Origin of the sequence: Shewanella sp. ECSMB14102 (genome assembly GCF_000813075.1) — a bacterium.
GTDB lineage: Bacteria > Pseudomonadota > Gammaproteobacteria > Enterobacterales > Shewanellaceae > Shewanella > Shewanella indica.
The window spans coordinates 49,719-65,226 of sequence record NZ_JWGX01000032.1 but is presented as its reverse complement, the minus strand read 5'-3'; the positions used below and the strand labels follow the sequence as shown (position 1 = coordinate 65,226).

16 protein-coding genes are annotated in these 15,508 nt (G+C 52.5%); 8 read left to right on the top strand and 8 right to left on the bottom strand.

What is annotated here, in order from left to right:
• Window positions 1-216 precede the first annotated feature (216 nt).
• The 3 genes from RC73_RS20515 (at window position 217) to RC73_RS12300 (ending at window position 2,728) form a co-directional block, all read left to right on the top strand.
• Window positions 217-573, top strand: a complete 357-nt coding sequence (locus RC73_RS20515) for a hypothetical protein (RefSeq protein ID WP_152608439.1) — start codon at window positions 217-219, stop codon at window positions 571-573.
• Window positions 574-661: 88 nt separating this feature from the next.
• Window positions 662-1,465, top strand: coding sequence for a YggN family protein (locus RC73_RS12305; RefSeq protein ID WP_052248173.1), 804 nt, complete (start codon window positions 662-664; stop codon window positions 1,463-1,465).
• Window positions 1,466-1,780: 315 nt separating this feature from the next.
• Window positions 1,781-2,728, top strand: a complete 948-nt coding sequence (locus RC73_RS12300; RefSeq protein WP_039034912.1) for a LysR family transcriptional regulator — start codon at window positions 1,781-1,783, stop codon at window positions 2,726-2,728.
• A 441-nt stretch (window positions 2,729-3,169) separates the two neighbouring features.
• On the opposite strand, the gene RC73_RS12295 is transcribed toward RC73_RS12300, so the two are convergent.
• The 8 genes from RC73_RS12295 to RC73_RS12260 form a co-directional block, all read right to left on the bottom strand.
• Window positions 3,170-5,029 (bottom strand): DUF885 domain-containing protein, encoded by a 1,860-nt coding sequence (locus RC73_RS12295; RefSeq protein WP_039034911.1) that lies wholly within the window; start codon window positions 5,027-5,029, stop codon window positions 3,170-3,172.
• 216 nt (window positions 5,030-5,245) lie between these two features.
• Window positions 5,246-6,382, bottom strand: coding sequence for a radical SAM family heme chaperone HemW (gene hemW / locus RC73_RS12290; RefSeq protein ID WP_039034910.1), 1,137 nt, complete (start codon window positions 6,380-6,382; stop codon window positions 5,246-5,248).
• On the bottom strand, window positions 6,382-6,984 hold the full coding sequence (rdgB, locus tag RC73_RS12285; RefSeq protein ID WP_039034909.1) for an RdgB/HAM1 family non-canonical purine NTP pyrophosphatase: 603 nt from the start codon (window positions 6,982-6,984) through the stop codon (window positions 6,382-6,384). Before rdgB ends, hemW begins: the two co-directional genes overlap by 1 nt.
• A 259-nt stretch (window positions 6,985-7,243) precedes the next feature.
• Window positions 7,244-7,678 (bottom strand): DUF4426 domain-containing protein, encoded by a 435-nt coding sequence (locus RC73_RS12280; protein WP_039034908.1) that lies wholly within the window; start codon window positions 7,676-7,678, stop codon window positions 7,244-7,246.
• Between the two features lie 62 nt (window positions 7,679-7,740).
• Window positions 7,741-8,028, bottom strand: coding sequence for a DUF167 family protein YggU (gene yggU / locus RC73_RS12275; protein WP_037467122.1), 288 nt, complete (start codon window positions 8,026-8,028; stop codon window positions 7,741-7,743).
• Window positions 8,028-8,579 (bottom strand): YggT family protein, encoded by a 552-nt coding sequence (locus tag RC73_RS12270; RefSeq protein WP_039034907.1) that lies wholly within the window; start codon window positions 8,577-8,579, stop codon window positions 8,028-8,030. Before RC73_RS12270 ends, yggU begins: the two co-directional genes overlap by 1 nt.
• 23 nt (window positions 8,580-8,602) lie before the next feature.
• Complete coding sequence (proC, locus tag RC73_RS12265; RefSeq protein WP_039034906.1) at window positions 8,603-9,421, bottom strand: pyrroline-5-carboxylate reductase; 819 nt, start codon at window positions 9,419-9,421, stop codon at window positions 8,603-8,605.
• 129 nt (window positions 9,422-9,550) lie between these two features.
• The gene (locus RC73_RS12260) at window positions 9,551-10,249 is read right to left on the bottom strand and encodes a YggS family pyridoxal phosphate-dependent enzyme (RefSeq protein WP_039034905.1); all 699 of its coding nucleotides are present in this window, start codon (window positions 10,247-10,249) and stop codon (window positions 9,551-9,553) included.
• A gap of 36 nt (window positions 10,250-10,285) precedes the next feature.
• Between RC73_RS12260 and RC73_RS12255 the strand changes: the two genes are divergently transcribed.
• From RC73_RS12255 to hemH, 5 genes are all read left to right on the top strand, one after another.
• Complete coding sequence (locus RC73_RS12255; protein WP_025009461.1) at window positions 10,286-11,323, top strand: type IV pilus twitching motility protein PilT; 1,038 nt, start codon at window positions 10,286-10,288, stop codon at window positions 11,321-11,323.
• Between the two features lie 9 nt (window positions 11,324-11,332).
• Window positions 11,333-12,445, top strand: a complete 1,113-nt coding sequence (locus RC73_RS12250; RefSeq protein ID WP_039034904.1) for a PilT/PilU family type 4a pilus ATPase — start codon at window positions 11,333-11,335, stop codon at window positions 12,443-12,445.
• A 157-nt stretch (window positions 12,446-12,602) separates the two neighbouring features.
• A complete protein-coding gene (locus tag RC73_RS12245) occupies window positions 12,603-13,712 on the top strand; it encodes a hypothetical protein (protein ID WP_039034903.1) in 1,110 nt (369 codons plus the stop codon).
• Window positions 13,713-13,769: 57 nt separating this feature from the next.
• The gene (locus RC73_RS12240) at window positions 13,770-14,366 is read left to right on the top strand and encodes a glutathione peroxidase (RefSeq protein ID WP_082014316.1); all 597 of its coding nucleotides are present in this window, start codon (window positions 13,770-13,772) and stop codon (window positions 14,364-14,366) included.
• A 34-nt stretch (window positions 14,367-14,400) separates the two neighbouring features.
• Complete coding sequence (gene hemH / locus RC73_RS12235) at window positions 14,401-15,414, top strand: ferrochelatase (RefSeq protein WP_039034902.1); 1,014 nt, start codon at window positions 14,401-14,403, stop codon at window positions 15,412-15,414.
• Window positions 15,415-15,508: the final 94 nt, after the last annotated feature.

Genomic DNA, 15,508 nt, shown 5'->3' with positions numbered 1-15,508 from the left:
GGCTTTGAACCAAATCTCACCAATAAACTTGGTGTTAGCTGTAATCTAAGTTGCAGCCCATCACCTGCGGTGCGCCTTTCGCACAGGCGATCCTGTGACTCGGCGTTAATACGTCCCTTATCTCCATGGATGGAGTGTATGCCGACATTTGTCTGGAACAAAATTCGGCCCTGTTTTCGACGGTCACAGTTCCGCCTGTGCCTGGAAAATAGGCGTATGTCTGCAGCTCAAAACAACTCTGTGTGGGAAGAGTTGCACCAATTCCCCCCTTTGGAGCCGTCGCTGGCATTGTTGCCAATTGGGTCGACGGGGCGAACTGGCCCTTGTGCATGGATGCACTTGCTCCACGACTTTAAGCTGCTGGCACAGCGGCTATTATGGCTTTTAATCCCGAATACAGTGAAGAAAAGGAACAGTCTAGGCCATCCTGAGTATTCCCTGTTAAACCTTTCTTTGGTTTCTTGTGTCTTATTCATCATAACGGCTACAAGTTGGCAAAATTTGCCACTCGTAGATGGTGGATTTTCATATTTTGCTGCCTTGCTTGATATTAATTCTTTTAATATCAGTTAATTATAACTTTGGCACAAAGTCTGCTTTATTCTGAGCCATAAGCGGTAATCAAGTTTACTCGGCAGATTAAAACGAGAGGGAAGACAGAATGAAACAAGCGATTGGTGGAATATCTTTGGTGTGTGCATTGTTTGCGGCGGCGCCTGTTATGGCGATCAACTTTGAGCCAAGAGATGAGCAATGCGAGATGTCGCTCAACTACGACATCTCACTGGAACCCAAGAGGCTGAGTGTCAGTAATCAAGGGAAAGAACACTATCGAATTGAGCCGGGCCGCCTCTATGTGGAAGGTGAAGAAGTGGTCTTGAATGCCGAGCAGAGCAAGCTTGTCAACGAGTACTCGGATGCCATGGCTCAGCAGTTACCCGAAGTCATCTCTTTGGTGGAAGATGCCGTCACCATGGCGAGCGAGGCCGTGAGCATGGCCCTGACACCACTCTTGGGGGATGCCGCCGCTGCCAAGTTGGATGAAACTATGGGCAGTCTGCAACAGAGAGTCTATGAAGTGGCTCATCGCAATGGTGACCAGTACTTCCTCGGGGCCACTGAAGAGTCGTTGGAAAACGCCTTTGGTGATGAGTTTTCCAAAGAGATAGAGCAACTGGTGCAGCAGTCGCTAGGCAGTTTGATGATGGCCATGGGCAGCGCCATGATGTCAGGTGAGGGCGAAACCTTTGATGAGAAGATCAATGCCTTCAGCCAGAAGATGGAAAAGATGGGCAAGGATATTGAAGTGCAAATGGAGTCTCGTGCCCAGGAGATGGAGCAGAGAGCCGACGCGCTTTGCGACAACTTCCAACGTTTGCTGGTGCTGGAAGACAAGTTACGCAAGCAGATCCCTGAGCTGGGCGAATTCCAGGTACTGTCCGGCAAGGTTGAACTGCAGCAATAAGATTTAAGCTGGTGATTCCCCCTGTATCTTCCCCTCCCTTGATACAGGGGTTTTTTATTGATTGTCTGTCGATTATGTCATCACTGCGGCGGTTTTTTTGGCTCAAGGCTATCCTTGGGTTAGAGTCAATAACAAAGAATTGGTATACTTCGCAAAAATAATAAAACTGACACCCAAGTCAGGACTCAGTGACTCTACCCAGTGCGCTTTCCAAAACCCGGCAGCCCACACCCCATTTTGGGGTCTTGACGGTGAGGCCCGTCGCTTTTCCAGGAAAGCTTTTACCAGTGTTGTAAACGGCTTAAGGCGACTTTCATGTTAGAACTGTTAGAACCTATCGCTATTTTCACTCATGTCGCCCGTGCCGGCAGCTTCAGTGCAGCGGCGCGCAGGCTTGGAATATCCAAATCCAAGGTCAGTACCCAGGTTGCCGATCTTGAACATAAACTCGGGATCCAGTTGATCCAGCGAACGACCCGTAGCTTAAGCCTCACCGAAGCCGGTAATCTGCTGTATGTGCAAGGGGAAGAACTGCTCCGGGATGCGGATCAGGCGGTGGCCAGTGTGCACAACCTTAATGATGCCACCCGAGGCGTGCTCAAGGTAGGTATCTCCCAGTCATTCGGCACCATGCATATTATTCCGGCACTGCCCGAGTTTATGACCCGTCATCCGGATCTCGAGCTGCAGGTGAGCCTGTTGGACCATAAGGTTGATGTGGTCAGTGAAGGCCTGGATCTGCTGCTGACCATGTCAGAGCAACTGCCTCTGGGAATGGTGGCCCGCCCGCTGATGAAGTGTCAGTTCCTGCTGGTGGCATCCCCCGGGTATGTTGCAGCTCACGGTATGCCGGCCCGTCCGGAGCAGCTGGTGGAGCACAACTGTTTGGTTTACCACGGTGAATGGCATGAGCACAGCGTTTGGCAATTCAAGAAGGGCGATGATTACTGTGAGATAGGGGTTTCGGGTAATTTCAGAGTCGACAATGCGCCGGCGCTTAAGTCTGCCGCTGTCAGTGGGCTTGGGGTGGTTTATCTCGCCAGTTATCTGCTGGAAGATGAAATAGAAAAAGGTACTCTGGTTCCTCTGCTTCCCGATTGGCAACTGACTCATCATCTGCCGCTGCAGGCTGTTTATCCAAGACGTAAACACTTGGCCCCCAAGGTGAGTGCCTTTATCGAGTTCATCAAGGATCATATAGGTACGCCACCTTATTGGGACAAAAAATATGCAGATCTGTTTGCCCAACGCCAGGAAAAATAAAGAAATATCGTTCTTATAATAGAACAATGAAAAACACTCAAGTTCCGCTTGGGTGTTTTTTGTTTATATATCATATGGATGTTAGGGTTTTATTGGTTTATTCAACCGCTTTATTATTTGATGGGCTTTAAAGATTTTTAATAACCCAGTTGCAGTCTGTTCTGAAATCAATACAATGGTTGCAGTTGATTCGGGTGGAACCAACATACGGGTGTGCCGCGGGACTGACCCCTCCTGCTGTAGACTGCTTGGTTCAACACAGAGTGTTAAGCCCTTATCAATGCCGACCCAGGTTTTCGAACTAAAACAATGTCGGCCTTAAAACCATCATCCTGATTTTGGTTTACCCCGGCCCAGGTGGCCGGGGTATTTTTATGTCTGTTTTCAGGACGGAATCAAGCGCATAAAAAGCCGCTCACGGGAGCGGCAGTTGATTCAGTTTCAAGCCTGGCTTTGCGCGGTTACCCAGTCTTTTACTTCCTGTTCCAGTACATTCAGCGGCAAGGGGCCGTTTTTCAAGACCAGAGTGTGGAAGGCGCGAATGTCGAAACGCTCACCCAGCGCCTCCTTGGCGTAGGCTCTAAGCGCAAGTATCTTGTTCATCCCCACCTTGTAAGCGGTTGCCTGCGAGGGCATAACTATGTGCCGCTCAACCATTTTTACTGCGTCAGATTCGGCATTGGGAGTGTTATCCATGTAATAGGCTATGGCTTGTTCTCGAGTCCATTTCTTGGCATGGATCCCGGTATCTACCACCAAACGGCAGGAGCGCCATAGCTCCATCGCTAATCTGCCAAAGTCTGAGTAGGGATCGCTGTAAAGCCCCATCTCCTTGGGGAAGTACTCACTGTAAAGGCCCCAGCCCTCGATATAAGCCGTGTAAGAGCCGAAGCGACGAAAGCTGGGAAGTCCTTCCAGTTCCTGGGCTATGGCTATCTGCATGTGATGCCCGGGGATCCCTTCATGGTAGGCCAGTGCCTCCATTTGGTATTTGGGCATAGCCATTATGTCATAGAGGTTGGCATAGTAAGTTCCCGGGCGACTGCCATCGGCCGAGGGCTGGTTGTAGAAAGCCTTGCCGGCAGACTTCTCCCTGAAGGCTTCCACCTGTTTGACTATCAACGGCGCTTTGGGCTTTACCTTGAATACTTCATCCAGGCGCGAGTTCATGTTATCGATAAGGGCGATGGCCTCTCTCAGGTAGGCCCGGCGGCCGGCGTCATTGTCCGGGAAGTAGAAGCCCTCATTCTGGCGCATAAACTCGAAGAAGGCTTTGAGATCGCCCTTGAAGCCAACTTTGTCCATGATGGCGCGCATTTCGCCGTGGATCCTGGCGACCTCGTCCAGCCCTAATTGATGAATAGTATCGGCGCTCATCTCTGTGGTGGTGGTATTGGCCAGGGCATTGTTATAGAAGGCGCTGCCGCTCGGGAATTTCCAGACTCCATCTCTGCTGTCGGCCCGTTTTTCCAGGGTTTCGAGATAGGCAATCAGCTTTTGGTAGGCTGGCCTCAATTGTTCTTTGAGGGCGATGGCGGCTTGATCCAGCAGTTTATCTTGGGTGTCTTCATCCAGCTTGAGTTTTGCCAACTTGCCCTTGAAGTCGGCCCAGATAGCGCTGTCCGGCTCACCATCAAACGGCGCGCCATGAATAATATTGCGGCTGTCTGAAAGTACGTGGGGGAATACGAACTTGGGGGCGATTATGCCTTCCTCGGCGCGAACCTCGAGGGCGGTGATCAGCTGCTCAAACAGCTCAGGAACCCCGGCTATACGGCTGATATAGGCGCGGGCATCGGCTTCGTTGGCTATCGAGTGTTGGTTTATCAACAATGAAGGTACCAGCGAGTGAATGCCGTACATCTGGTTGACCGGGTAGTTGTAGTGGCGGAACTTATCATCGCGGATCTGGCGTTGCAGTTTGGCGGTTAACAGCTCCAGGCTCAACTTACTCTGTGAGTCCAACTTTGTCGGATCCAGTTGTGACAGGCGCTCAAGCTGCTGCTTGGCGCGAGCAAGCGCGGCATCATCGGCCGCATCGCCCAGTGAGTCCCATTTGCCGTAATCTGTCTTGATACCAAGAAAGGTCTGCCGCACCGGGCTGGCGGCGACATCCTCGTTGAAGATGGCTTCAAACAGGGCGTTGGCTTTGGCGGATTCGGCCTTGATGACCTCAGGAGCCAGGTTTGATGCTTGGTTACTCTGCCCGGAGACGGAGGCTTGGGCGAGAAGGGGATAACTGCTGCTTAAAACGGCGCCAAGGGCCAGCGTCAACAGACTTTTTCTTATGGTTATAGGCATGGACAACTTCCTTTTTGCTTGGCAATGGCAGGCCGGATGACGATGGCCCGAGTCAGGAAAGACGCACAGAAACCGCGACTGCTATGGCTCATTTGCGTCTAAAGAAGTTAATCCTAATGAAGTTGAGCAATTAAGTATTGGCGTAAATGTTAGAAAATATTTCCTCTTGCTGCTTTCGCTTTGGCAGCAGCAAGAGGAGGCTAATAAGAGATGGAGTTAACAAAACTGCGACAGCAGATCGTTGACGAACATATGTCCCTTGTTAGTGAGCTTCCAGTAGCCGGGAGTGATCTCCACCAGCCCGCGCTCGGCGGCCTGCTGCATGCCTTTATCCAGGGTGTTGGCCGCAACGCCGGTGCGCGCTTCAAATTCGCTCCAGGGGATGGGGCTCATCAGTCGCAGCCTGTTCATCAGGTACTCCAGCGCCCTGTCTTTGGGCAGTACATCACTTACCTCAAATAGATAATCCTCTGTGGCCAAATAACCCTTTGGATGTTTTATCTTTACCGTGCGTACTATGCGGTCCTGCTCCGGTAGCGTCAGCTTGCCGTGGGCGCCGCAACCAATTCCCAGATAATCACCGAATTCCCAATAGTTGAGGTTATGGCGGCACTGAAAACCGGGTTTGGCATAGGCGGATATTTCATACTGCTGGTAGCCAAGGGCTGCAAGTCTTTGCTGGCCCTGTTCATAGATGTGCCAAAGTGCTTCATCGTCCGGCAGCTGCGGCGGGCGTGAATGAAACAGGGTGTTGGGCTCTATGGTGAGCTGATACCAGGACAGGTGCGGAGGGTTGAGCGCCGCCGCCGTGTCGATATCGGCCATAGCCTCTTCAAAGCTCTGGTTCGGCAGACCGTGCATCAGATCCAGGTTAAAGCTCTGGTATCCGGCTGCGGCAACGCCTTTGGCGGCGTTGATTGCTTCATCCTTGCCGTGAATTCGCCCCAGCAGGTTGAGCTTGTCTTTGGCAAAGCTTTGCACACCTATGGAGAGGCGAGTGACACCTGCGGCGCGGTAAGCGCTGAAGTCATCATGTTCCAGAGTGCCTGGGTTGGCCTCCATGGTGATCTCTATGTCATCGGCAAAGGCAATGCGCCGGTTCACGCCTTGCAGCAGCCTGCCTATCTGGGCAGCATCGAATAGGGAGGGGGTGCCGCCACCGATAAAGATGCTGTGCAGTTGCCGGCCTTGAACATAGTGCAGGTCGGTATCGAGATCGCCAAGCAGGGCATCGACATATTCCTGCTGCGGCAGCTCACCCTGTTTTCCGTGAGAGTTGAAATCACAGTAAGGGCATTTCTGCACACACCAGGGAATATGAATATAGAGACTTAGCGGTGGCAGCGTCAGCATCAGCCGAGGATCCCCTGTTGTTTGAAGGCTTCAAGCAGCAATTTCAGCGCCTTGCCTCTGTGGCTGAGGTGGTTCTTTTCATCACTGCTGAGCTCGGCGGCAGTTTGCTGGTAACCACAGGGAATGAATACGGGATCATAACCATGGCCGTTGTTGCCCTTGGGTTCAAAACCTATTTCACCTTCCCAAGCGGCCTGGCAGATGATGGGAGTCGGATCCTTGGCATGACGCATATACACAAGCACGCACTGGAAACGGGCGGTACGGGGGGCTGGCGTTGCCTCTATGGCGCCAAGCAGCTTGTTGTAGTTACCTTCATCCGAGGCGTTGGTGCCACTGTAACGGGCGGAATAGATGCCGGGAGCGCCGTCCAGCGCATCAACTTCGAGGCCAGAGTCATCGGCGATAGCGGGCAAGCCGGTGATTTCGGCGGCATGGCGCGCCTTGATAATGGCATTTTCAACAAAAGTGGTGCCGGTTTCTGCCACTTCAGGCACGTCGAATTGGTTTTGTGGCAACACCTCAATATTGAAGGCGCTGAACATCTCGGCGAATTCTTTGAGTTTTCCCTTGTTGCCACTGGCAAGCACTATCTGTTTCATCTTGGGTTTTCCTTATTTCGCAATGCCGACAATAGTACCATTTTGCAAAAGAGTTTACTCACTCAGCGACAATGAAAAGGCGCGAAAACAAGTAGAGCAGTGGAAGGTTTATCGGTAGCAATCGACATTGGTCTAGGCCAATCTGGTGTGAGCCCGAATGGCCGATGTCGCTTCTTTAAGCCGGCGGTCAATAGCCACTCGGGGCGGCCATAAAAAAACGCCGCTTATTCGGCGGCGCTCTATTGACGGAATGTACCGCTCAATCGACGTAGAATTTCTGTTTGAAGGTCAGAGTGGTGTTGAGCTCGTTGCCGTGTTTGATCAGGATTTGAAAGTTAATCTCCTGATCGTCGCGATAGGGCACCTCGGCAATATAGTAGATGGCATCACCCTCGCGAATTTCACGGAACTTCAACTGCATTCTGGCATCGATAAGATTGTTGGCCAGGCCGGATATCTCGACCGGTACTGCCGGATTGCCCTCTTCACTGGTATCCAGTACGGCGATATTGATGATACCCGTATAACGGCTGCGTTCTATGCCATAGTTCTTGGCGATGGATGGGGTCAAAAAGGTGCTGCCCAGCGCCATATAGTGGATATCGAAATGGCCGACGGCCTGCTTCTGTTCGGCCTGAGCGACACCGGCCAGAGAGCCGAGGCACAAAAGCAGGGTCAAAAATTTGCGCAACATAATGCTTTACCTGAGGTTAAGTGTGTTGAATTGATTATAGTCCCTTGTCTGCTGCCATGGCATCAGAGTAAGGCCTCGATTTCTGCGGGTAATATCTTGGGCGCTTCAATACGCACCTGCTTATGGCGGCCCAGCTCTCCCTTGACTATGGCTATCTGCCCCTTGGGCACCTTGAAGGCCTTGGACAGATACTTGGTCAGGTGGGCGTTGGCTTTGCCGTCCACAGGTGGCGCGGTAATGGCCACCTTGAACTCTTCACCATGCAGGCCAACCAGTTGATCCCGGCTGGCCTTGGGCTGGATATAGAGATTGAGCAACAGGTCCTGCTGCTCCCAGCTAACAGCTTTCATCAGGCAATGGCCCAGAAAGGAATTGTCTTGGCCAGCAGTATGTTAATGAAATTCATCAACACCATCAGCACCAGCAGCGACAAGTCCAGCCCGCCCATGGGCGGCAGGAAGCGGCGAATGGGCGCCAGCAGTGGCTCGGTCAACTGCATCATCACATACTCAATCGGATTGCGGCCCTGGCTGACCCAACTGAGGATGGCGCGGATGATCAGGATCCAGAACAGCAATACCCCAGCCTTTTTAAACAAGGACACCAGCGCAAACATCAAGGTGGCAACCAGGTTGAACTCCTGGCCCGCCATCAGGGTCAGCAAGAGTATTTTGACCACCACCACCAGCAGTGCCAGCACCACAGAGGCCGTATCCAGACTGCCTATGGAGGGCAGTATCCGCCGCATGGGCGCTACAATGGGGTGGGTGGCCTTGACGATAAACTGGCTGAAGGGGTTATAAAAATCTGCCCGCACCAGCTGCAGCCAGATCCTCAGTATGACTACCATAAAATAGAGGTCGAATACGACTGTAATCAGGTAAATCAATGCGTCATTCATGAAAAGTTTCGCCCTTGGGTCGTTTAGAATTCTTTGGCCATGGCTTCAGCCCTGGCAATACAGTTGTTCATTGCTTGCTTGATCAGTCCCTTGAGATCACCCCGTTGGAAGGTTTCCACTGCTTCATGGGTGGTACCGCCCTTGGAGGTGACATTCTGCCGCAGTTGGCCGGCGCTCAGCTGAGGATTTTGAATCACCATCTGTGAGGCACCCAGCGCCGCCTGCTGCACCAGTAACCTGGCCTTGGATTCATCCAGCCCCAGCTCTTTGGCCGCATCCATCATGCCTTCCATAAACAGGAAAAAATAGGCTGGAGAGCTACCCGCCAAGGCGATCACCAAATTGAGATCCGCTTCTTTGTCTACCCACAGGGTCTCGCCGCCACTGGCCATAATCTGCTGACAAAGATCTTTATCCGCCTGCTCAACCCCACTTGCGGCATAAAGGCCTGTCATGCCACAGCCAAGTTGGGTTGGGGTGTTGGGCATAGTGCGGATAAGCTTAATCTGTTGGCCGAAGTAGTCATTGTATCTGGCGGCCGGGATCCCTGCCGCTATGGTAATAAACAGCTTGTCGGCCAGCGGCAGTGTTGCCAGTTGCTCACACACCTGCTGCATCAGTTGCGGTTTGACCGACAGCACTATGATATCGGCCCAGTCACAGGCGGCTTGGTTGTCTGTGGTGGTGAGGATGCCGAAATCGCGCTTGAGGGCATCGAGTTTAGCTGTGCTTGGGTTGCTGGCTTGGATCAATTCAGCCGGATAACCGCTGCCCACCAGCCCGCTGATGATACTGCGGCTCATATTGCCGGCGCCGATAAAACAGATTTTCTTTTGAGCCATGCTGTCCCCTGTCACTTGTGATTGGAGTGTATCCCGCATCGGCTTTGACCGTGCGGGAGATATTAGTATTTGGGCCAATACTATCAAAAACAAGGTCTCAGCGGCCAATCTCAGATCTTATTGGCTGGTTTATCGGCCGTAGTTACGCTCGCCGAAAATAGCGCTGCCGACTCTGACCATAGTAGAGCCCTTGGCGATGGCGAGTTCAAGATCCTGACTCATACCCATGGACAGGGTATCCACCTGTGGAAACTTGAGCTTCAGTTCGGCAAACAGTTGCTGCATGTGCGACAGCTCCGCCTCAAGCCTTGGGCCTTCACCGGCACTGGGAATTGTCATCAGTCCCCTGAGTTTGAGGTTGGGCAATGAGTCCACCAGGCTCGCCAGCTCAAACATTTCGCTCTGTGTTGCTATTCCTGCTTTGGAACTCTCACCCGAAACATTGATTTGAATGCAGATTTCCAGTGGTTGCATGCCTTCAGGGCGCTGCTCCGACAGGCGGCGGGCGATCTTTTCCCGCTCCAGGGTGTGCATCCAATGGAAGTGCTCGGCGACAATTCTTGATTTATTGGATTGCAGCGGGCCGATAAAGTGCCATTCTATATCGGGACAGCGCTGTGCCAATTCCATGGCTTTCTGTTGCCCCTCCTGGACATAGTTTTCGCCAAAGCAACGTTGCCCGGCGGCATAAGCTTGTTCAATGTCGGCGACCGGTTTGGTCTTGCTGACAGCCAGCAGCTTGATCTCGCTTGCATTTCGGGACGAAATTTGCGCCGCTTGAGCTATCCTGCGCTGGGCTAGTGCCAGTCTGTCTGCTATTGTTGTCATGATGTAAACTTTTTGGTTGAACGGATATCCCAAACTATGGAAATCACTGAATTATTGGCCTTTAGTGTAAAGCATAACGCTTCGGATCTGCACTTATCGGCCGGTGTGCCTCCCATGATACGCGTCGACGGTGAGGTCAGAAAGATTAATGTCCCTGCGCTTGATCACCAAGGGGTTCACAGACTTGTCTACGACATAATGAATGACAAGCAGCGTAAGGATTATGAAGAGTTTCTGGAAATCGACTTTTCCTTTGAAGTTCCCAATCTTGCGCGTTTTCGTGTCAATGCCTTCAATCAGTCCCGCGGCGCCGCCGCGGTTTTTCGTACTATTCCCAGCGATATTTTGACTTTGGAACAACTGGGCGCGCCGGAAATCTTCAAGAAAATCGCTTCATATCCTCGCGGCCTGGTGCTGGTAACCGGCCCCACAGGTTCGGGTAAGAGTACCACCCTGGCGGCGATGATAGATTACGTCAATGAGAACCGCCACGATCATATTCTCACCATTGAAGACCCTATCGAATTTGTGCACCAAAACAAGCAATGCCTTATCAACCAGCGGGAAGTGCACCGCCATACCCACAGTTTTAACGCCGCCCTCAGAAGCGCTCTGCGTGAAGACCCGGATGTCATTCTGGTCGGTGAGATGCGGGATTTGGAAACCATACGCCTGGCGATGACAGCAGCAGAAACCGGCCACTTGGTGTTCGGTACTTTGCACACCACCTCGGCGGCCAAGACCATTGACCGTGTGGTTGACGTATTCCCCGCAGGCGAGAAGGACATGGTGCGTACCATGTTGTCTGAGTCGTTGCAGGCGGTTATCTCCCAGACCCTAATCAAGAAGGTTGGCGGCGGCCGGGTGGCGGCCCATGAGATCATGATGGGTACCCCGGCTATCCGAAACCTTATCCGTGAGGACAAGGTGGCACAGATGTATTCTGCTATCCAAACCGGTATGGCTCATGGCATGCAAACCTTGGAGCAGAGCCTGCAGAACCTGGTGAATCGTGGCTTGATCAGTCGGGAGGATGCCATGGCCAAGAGTTCCAACAAACAAGCGAATTTCTAAGGAGTCCCCATGGACGTCAGACCTTTTCTCAAGGCTATGGTGGAGCGCAAGGCCTCGGATCTCTTTATTACCGCCGCCTTTCCTCCCAGTGCCAAGGTGGACGGTGAACTCAGACCCTTGGCGGAAAACGCCTTTACCCCGGCGCAGTCGCTGGAGTTTGTCGAATCTTTGATGACGCCGGAGCAGAAAAAAGAGTTTCACGAGACCCGTGAATGTAACTTTGCCGTGGGCGCCAAGGAGCTGGGGCGTTTCCGGGTCAGTGCCTTCTGGCAACGGGAGTCGGCGGGCTGCGTGATGCGGCGCATCGAAACCAAGATCCCTACTGTGGAGCAGCTGTATCTGCCGCCCATCCTCAAAGACTTGGTGATGAGCAAGCGTGGGTTGGTGATTATGGTAGGGGGAACAGGTACGGGTAAGTCCACCTCACTGGCGGCACTTATCGGTTACCGTAATGCCAATGCCAGGGGACACATACTTACTATCGAAGATCCGGTGGAATTTGTTCACCAACACGGCAAGAGCATTATCACCCAGCGGGAAGTGGGGATAGATACCGAGTCGTTTGATGCGGCGCTCAAGAGCTCATTGCGCCAGGCGCCTGACGTTATCCTTATCGGTGAGATCCGTACCCAGGAAACCATGGAGTTTGCCCTGTCGTTCGCCGAAACCGGCCACTTGTGTATGGCAACCCTGCACGCCAATAACGCCAACCAGGCGCTGGATCGCATCATGCACCTGGTGCCTGAGAGTAAGCACCAACAGCTCTTGTTTGACCTGTCGCTTAACTTGCGCGGTATTGTGGCCCAGCAGTTGGTGCCCAAGGTGGACGGCAGTGGTCGTCGCGCAGCCATTGAAGTGCTGATCAACACCCCCAGGGTGGCCAGTCTTATTCAAAAGAACGAGCTGCACGTACTTAAAGAGACCATGGCCAAGTCCAACGAGCAGGGGATGCAAACCTTCGATCAGGCGCTGTTCAAGCTCTACTGTGAAGGGGAGATCAGTTACGCCGATGCACTGCATCATGCCGACTCGCCGAACGACCTGCGACTGATGATTAAACTCCACAGCAACGACACAGGTAATTCAGGTTTCATGGAGGGGGTCACCCTGGATATGGATTAATAGGTTGATACAGTTTTCAGTAGGATTTTAACTACTCTACTTGGATGAAAGGGCGTCACTCTGACGCCCTTTGTGTTGATATTGAGTGGATTGTTCGAAAAACAACTGTGTTTTTGTTATTGTGTTGCGCCTGTTTTGTGAAAAGGATGGAAGGGGAATGCAATTGCGGCAAACCACTTTATTTTCAGCTTTGGGTCTGGCGCTGGCCGGTTGTTTCACTCTGCCGGCCGCGGCCGTGCCGGTTTCCGACGAGCTGGATATCGGCGGGGCGGTACGAGTCAACTATGGCTGGAAAGACTATGATGACGATGCCAAGTTAGAGTTCGAGCTGTTTCGTGCCGATGTCAAATACGACAATGGAGAACTGTTTGCATCGGCTCAGTATCGTTGGTATCAGGATCAGGATGTGATCCAGCATGCCTTCTTTGGCTATCGTTTTTCAGAAAATTCGGACATTCGCCTCGGGGTCACCCAGGTGCCTTTCGGTTTGCTGCCCTATGCAGCTCATTCCTTCTGGTTTGGTGCGACTTATTATCTCGGCTTTGAGGATGACTATGATGCCGGTATTCACTGGCACTACAGCAAGGACGGTTGGCGTTACGATCTCGCCTGGTTTGCCAATGATGAATATGGCGACGGCAGTCGCTTCAAGCGTTATTCCTTCGATGTTGCTACCACAGAAAATGCTCCCTATGAAGAAGCCGGGCAGTTTAACGCCAGGCTAGAGCGCAGCCTGAAGTATGGCGAGTTTGCCCATAAACTGGGTGCCTCTGTGCAATACAGCCGTTTGGACTACAAGCCCATGGCTGGCGCTGTTGCCGGTGAAGACACTGATGGTCTGGCGGTAGCCGCCCATTGGCAAATGGATTGGCATGCCTGGCAGACTCAGGTGCAGTATCTGCATTATGACTATGACATGCCCGGCGAGCGTCTGGCGCTGTCGGCTTTTGCCTATCCGTTTGAGATAGCGGCCGAGGCCGATGTGGTTACATTTAATTTGTCGCGCAGCATAGATGTTGATTGGGGCCCTATTACTCAGCTCAACTGTTACAACGACTACAGCCAGGTATTTGCCTCTGGTACCGGGTTGGATGACTCGGTGCAAAATGTCACTGGGTGCGCCATCAGTGCCGGTAAGTTTTACTCTTATGTCGACTGGATTGCCGGTAAAAACATGTGGTTTGTCAACGGCCCGGGCATAGGTATTGCCGAAGGTGACAGCAGCTGGCATTCGAGGCTGAATATCAATGTCGGCTTCTATTTTTAACAGCTGAAGCTAAACTGCTGTAGAGTGCAAACAAGAGATCAAACAAATGGAGGTGTTATGCTGAAGACATTCAAGCCCCTGGCAAGATTGAATTTAACCGTGCCGACATTGAAGGGACTGGCTTTGACTGGTTTGGCTTTTACAGCATGGGTTTTGGCGCCCACGGTGGCTGTTGCCGGTCAGTGCCCCGATTACCTCAATATCAAGTTGAGAAAGCTCCATTCCCAAGAGTCTGTCGACCTGTGTGAACTCACCCAAGGTAAACCTGTGCTTCTGGTCAATACCGCCAGCAACTGTGGTTTCACGCCTCAATTCAAGGCGCTTGAAGCCCTGCATAAGGACTACCGCGAGCGTGGGCTGGTGGTGATAGGTTTCCCATCCGATGACTTCTTCCAGGAAGAAAACCAAGAGAAAGATACCGCCAAGGTGTGTTACATCAACTATGGCGTGACCTTCACCATGGTGGCCACCTCTGCGGTTCGCGGCAGCGATGTGAATCCGGTATTTGCTTATCTGGGGCAACAGGCCGGGGCGCCCAAGTGGAACTTCTACAAGTACCTGGTCAGTGGCGACGGTAAACAGGTGCAGAGCTTTAACTCCAGAGTCAAACCCGATAGCGATGAATTGATCAAAGCGATTGAATCTGTGCTTTAATATCTGACTTATTCGTTTTCTATCTGAGGTGATTTTGGCTAAGTTTATCGGTCTTGATAAAGACAAGGGCCACGCCGGGCGTGGTAAAACCGGGATATTGCTGTTGAATCTGGGGACGCCGGACGCACCGACACCCGCGGCGGTGCGGCGTTATCTGGCCGAATTTCTCTCCGATCCCAGGGTGGTGGAGATCCCCAAGGCGCTGTGGAAGCTTATTCTCCACGGCATTATTCTCAGGGTCAGGCCGGCCAAATCGGCGGCCCTTTACCGTGAGGTGTGGACTGATAAGGGCTCGCCACTGATGGATATCAGTGAGCGCCAGACCCGGGCCTTGGCAGAAAAGCTCAAGGCCGAAGGTGTTGAAGCCGAAGTTGCCTTGGCAATGCGTTACGGTAACCCGGCGGTGGGCGATGTGCTCAAACGCCTGCACAACCAAGGGGTTGATAAACTGGTTGTGCTGCCGCTCTATCCTCAATATGCCGGCCCTACTACGGGCTCTGCATTTGATGCCATAGCCAAAGAGTTGACTCAATGGCGTTACCTGCCGTCGCTGCATTTTATTCATACCTACCACGATAATCCGCTGTTTATCGGGGCGCTGGCCGAGTCCATCGAAGCAGACTTTGCCCAACACGGCAAACCGCAGAAATTGGTGCTGTCGTATCATGGTATGCCGGAGCGGAATCTCAAGCTGGGCGACCCTTACTACTGCTTTTGTATCAAGACCTCAAGATTGTTGGCCGAGCGTCTTGGGCTGGCAGAGGATGATGTGATCAGCAGCTTCCAGTCCCGTTTCGGCAAGGCCAAATGGCTGGGCCCTTACACGGATGAAACCATGATGGCTCTGCCAAAGCAGGGGATCACAGATGTGGCCGTTGCCTGTCCGGCATTCAGCGCCGACTGCCTGGAAACTCTGGAGGAGATTGCCGGGCAGAACCGTGAGTTCTTCGAGCAGGCCGGTGGTAAGTCATTCCGCTATATAGCGGCGCTCAACGACAGACCGAGCCATATAGAGATGATGGCGGAGCTGGTTCGTCCCTATCTGTAAGCGCTCTTCCCCCCTATTCAGGGCTGCAATCCGGCAGCCCTGCCAACAATATTTGACACTACCTTTCTTTGCGGATCGCTTCGCTGCCCTTGTT

What these genes read in the sequence shown, in the direction of transcription:
- RC73_RS20515 (WP_152608439.1), top strand. Translation starts at nt 217, where the DNA reads ATGTCTGCAGCTCAAAACAACTCTGTGTGGGAAGAGTTGCACCAATTC.
- RC73_RS12305 (WP_052248173.1), top strand. Translation starts at nt 662, where the DNA reads ATGAAACAAGCGATTGGTGGAATATCTTTGGTGTGTGCATTGTTTGCG.
- RC73_RS12300 (WP_039034912.1), top strand. Translation starts at nt 1,781, where the DNA reads ATGTTAGAACTGTTAGAACCTATCGCTATTTTCACTCATGTCGCCCGT.
- RC73_RS12295 (WP_039034911.1), bottom strand. Translation starts at nt 5,029, where the DNA reads ATGCCTATAACCATAAGAAAAAGTCTGTTGACGCTGGCCCTTGGCGCC.
- hemW (WP_039034910.1), bottom strand. Translation starts at nt 6,382, where the DNA reads ATGCTGACGCTGCCACCGCTAAGTCTCTATATTCATATTCCCTGGTGT.
- rdgB (WP_039034909.1), bottom strand. Translation starts at nt 6,984, where the DNA reads ATGAAACAGATAGTGCTTGCCAGTGGCAACAAGGGAAAACTCAAAGAA.
- RC73_RS12280 (WP_039034908.1), bottom strand. Translation starts at nt 7,678, where the DNA reads ATGTTGCGCAAATTTTTGACCCTGCTTTTGTGCCTCGGCTCTCTGGCC.
- yggU (WP_037467122.1), bottom strand. Translation starts at nt 8,028, where the DNA reads ATGAAAGCTGTTAGCTGGGAGCAGCAGGACCTGTTGCTCAATCTCTAT.
- RC73_RS12270 (WP_039034907.1), bottom strand. Translation starts at nt 8,579, where the DNA reads ATGAATGACGCATTGATTTACCTGATTACAGTCGTATTCGACCTCTAT.
- proC (WP_039034906.1), bottom strand. Translation starts at nt 9,421, where the DNA reads ATGGCTCAAAAGAAAATCTGTTTTATCGGCGCCGGCAATATGAGCCGC.
- RC73_RS12260 (WP_039034905.1), bottom strand. Translation starts at nt 10,249, where the DNA reads ATGACAACAATAGCAGACAGACTGGCACTAGCCCAGCGCAGGATAGCT.
- RC73_RS12255 (WP_025009461.1), top strand. Translation starts at nt 10,286, where the DNA reads ATGGAAATCACTGAATTATTGGCCTTTAGTGTAAAGCATAACGCTTCG.
- RC73_RS12250 (WP_039034904.1), top strand. Translation starts at nt 11,333, where the DNA reads ATGGACGTCAGACCTTTTCTCAAGGCTATGGTGGAGCGCAAGGCCTCG.
- RC73_RS12245 (WP_039034903.1), top strand. Translation starts at nt 12,603, where the DNA reads ATGCAATTGCGGCAAACCACTTTATTTTCAGCTTTGGGTCTGGCGCTG.
- RC73_RS12240 (WP_082014316.1), top strand. Translation starts at nt 13,770, where the DNA reads ATGCTGAAGACATTCAAGCCCCTGGCAAGATTGAATTTAACCGTGCCG.